Origin of the sequence: Lentibacillus halophilus (assembly GCF_039522485.1) — a bacterium.
GTDB lineage: Bacteria > Bacillota > Bacilli > Bacillales > Amphibacillaceae > Lentibacillus > Lentibacillus halophilus.
In genome coordinates, this window is record NZ_BAAADM010000010.1 from 1 (window position 1) to 2,861 (window position 2,861).

Here is a 2,861-nt window from a genome sequence, read left to right on the forward strand (position 1 = left end):
GCTAACTCTTACTCGGCGGGCATCCCACCCACTATATGTTACGACCTAAGCCCGGTCGCTCTGCCAGGCACTCATCCCGATCTGACACATAATGGTCATAGCTTTGTGACAAAAAACGAAATGATACGTTTCGTATATTCCAATGGCCAATTTGGTTTGGTAGTCTGAAAGTAAGACGTGGTTCTGATAAATTTTTCCGGACACGTCGATAAACCATTATTTGTTTTTCTAAAAGAGAGCCACGAGCCATAACTGTCTGATGCAGTATGGCGACATGTCGAACCAGAAGGGAGGATTGTGTGATGTCACAAAACAAGCCGGACAAAGAGACTTCAGATCATGCGTCGTACAGTCTGAAGGGCACCTTTATTTCCGTCATGCTTGTGGGGGCCTTTATTATTGTCAGTTGGGCCGGTGTTTATGGATTGTTTATTTCCAGGTAATCTCATCATTGGAGGAATGACTTATGCATTTGCATAAATATGAGAAAATATGGCTCATTTTTGGGATCGCTTCTCTCGTCGCATTTTTGGCGATTCTTGCCTATGGAGCCTTTTGGAAAGGCACTCATCCGCAGAGCGGTGCCGAAACCATTGATCCGGAAAATGTCGAAGCCAATGAAAATTTTCAGGAGGAGCGGCTTGGCCTTACTAAAATTGACGATGGCAAGTATGCTGTGAATGTGATTGCCTCCGCGTTCAACTTTGACATGGGAACGGACGATGAAGGTAACTCAGTGAAAACGATTCGAATTCCTAAAGGATCAGAGGTTCTGTTTCAAATCACGTCGACGGATGTCGTGCATGGCTTTAACGCGGCGGGCACGAACGTAAATATGATGGTGGAGCCGGGTCACGTTAGCCGCTACGAAGCCACCCTTGATAATACTGGCACTTACACGATTGTATGCAACGAATATTGCGGCATTGGTCACCACCAAATGTATGCGAAATTGGAGGTGTATGACTGATGGCACTTTCTAAAAAAGTTGGTCAGGAAGAAGAAACAGCGTATATCACATTGTCTAAACCAGAAAAACGCTTATATATGTCATTTATCTATGTTGCCATTATATCGTTATTAATCGGCGGTACGATGGGTCTCTTGCAGACGCTCGTCCGCTCTGGCCAATTCAACCTGCCATTTGGGATTGGGTATTACCAGATCCTGACATTGCACGGTGTTGTATTAGCTCTTGTCCTCACAACATTTTTTATTATCGGTTTTCAGTATAGTTTAATGGGCAAGACCGTCGGTATGTCCAGTAAACAACGCATGTGGGCCTGGATATCTTTCTGGGTCATGACCGCCGGCACGATCATGGCTGCCGTGATGATTCTGTTGGGCAGGGCAAGTGTCCTGTATACATTTTATGCGCCGTTAAAGGCACACCCGATATTTTATATTGGCCTGTCCCTGATTTTTATTGGCAGCTGGATCTCCGCCATTGTTAACTGGCGTCAGCTTTATTTATGGAAAAAAGCCCATCCGGGTGAAAAATCACCGTTGCTTGCGTTCATGGTTGTCATCAACATGCTTATGTGGGTGATTGCTTCGCTGGGTGTAGCTGTGGCCGTTATAGTGCAATTTATCCCGTGGTCACTGGGCTATGCCGCGACGATTGATGTGCTTATCAGCCGTACCTTGTTCTGGTACTTTGGCCATCCGCTCGTTTATTTCTGGCTGCTGCCGGCTTATATGGCCTGGTACGCGATTATTCCCAAAATTATTGGCGGACGTATCTTCAGTGATTCACTTGCGCGCTTGGCGTTTATCCTGTTGATATTCTTTTCCATTCCTGTCGGTTTTCACCACCAGTTAACCGAGCCGGGCATCGATCCGACATGGAAATTCGTTCAGGTTGTGCTGACCTTTATGGTCGTCGTTCCTACGTTAATGACAGCCTTTTCCATATTTGCGACGTTTGAAACGACAGGCAGGAAAAAAGGCTTTAAAGGCCTGTTTGGCTGGCTGAAGCATTTACCGTGGAGAGATGTGCGTTTTCTTGCACCATTTATTGGGATGCTGGCATTCATACCGGGCGGAGCAGGCGGTATTATTAATGCCTCGCATCAGATGAATGAAGTTGTGCATAACACAATCTGGGTAACCGGGCATTTTCATATAACGATAGCTGCAACAGTTATCTTAACCTTCTTTGGCATCAGTTATTGGCTCGTGCCGCATTTAACCGGACGGCGCCTGACGAAGCAAATTAACCGGCTGGGGATTATCCAATCGATTATTTGGGCTGTGGGGATGCTGATCATGTCTGGTTCGATGCATATCGAGGGTCTGCTTGGTGCACCAAGACGTTCAGCTTTTTCAACTTATGGCGGCACCGAACAGGCACATGTATGGGAACAATACCAATTAGCGCAGGCGATTGGCGGTTCTATTCTCTTCATCGGGATCATTTTAATGGTGTACATCTTTATCAAAATGGCTTTCTTCGCACCAAAAGGCGAAGAAGAGTATCCAATTGCGGAAGAAGAACCGGACGCCAGACCCACACCGAAATTTCTGGAAAACTGGAAACTTTGGATTGGCATTACGATTGCGCTTATTCTGTTTGCCTATACGATTCCGTTCATTGATATTATTCAGAACGCACCACCGGGATCACCGCCATTCCCGAATTTGATCGGCAACAATTAAACTGTTATCAAAAGAGGCCGGGACATAACTTAAGGGATTAACATTAACGACGAATGAAGCTCAGATTTAGCTCCGGAAATGTACGCAGCCGCCGCGCGACGCGTATTTCCGGAGCATGTTTTTAAGTGCCAGGCACGCGCACTATTCTGAATTGTTTTGGGTCAAGTAGGAGTGAACCTCTCAGCCTAACGGCTGATTGTGTA

At 46.1% G+C, this 2,861-nt stretch carries 3 protein-coding genes; all 3 read left to right on the forward strand.

Annotated elements, in window-relative coordinates; genetic code table 11:
• Positions 1 to 302: 302 nt before the first annotated feature.
• Genes ABDZ72_RS02865 through ABDZ72_RS02875 form a run of 3 tightly spaced genes read left to right on the forward strand, consistent with a single transcriptional unit; the run spans position 303 to position 2,658 of the window.
• Positions 303 to 443, forward strand: a complete 141-nt coding sequence (locus ABDZ72_RS02865) for a cytochrome c oxidase subunit 2A (RefSeq protein WP_343751035.1) — start codon at positions 303 to 305, stop codon at positions 441 to 443.
• A 23-nt stretch (positions 444 to 466) separates the two neighbouring features.
• The gene (locus ABDZ72_RS02870; protein ID WP_343751036.1) at positions 467 to 970 is read left to right on the forward strand and encodes a cytochrome c oxidase subunit II; all 504 of its coding nucleotides are present in this window, start codon (positions 467 to 469) and stop codon (positions 968 to 970) included.
• Positions 970 to 2,658: a b(o/a)3-type cytochrome-c oxidase subunit 1 gene (locus ABDZ72_RS02875; protein WP_343751037.1), complete on the forward strand. Its 1,689-nt coding sequence runs from the start codon at positions 970 to 972 to the stop codon at positions 2,656 to 2,658. The genes ABDZ72_RS02870 and ABDZ72_RS02875 overlap by 1 nt, the downstream gene beginning before the upstream one ends.
• The last annotated feature ends 203 nt before the right edge of the window (positions 2,659 to 2,861 follow it).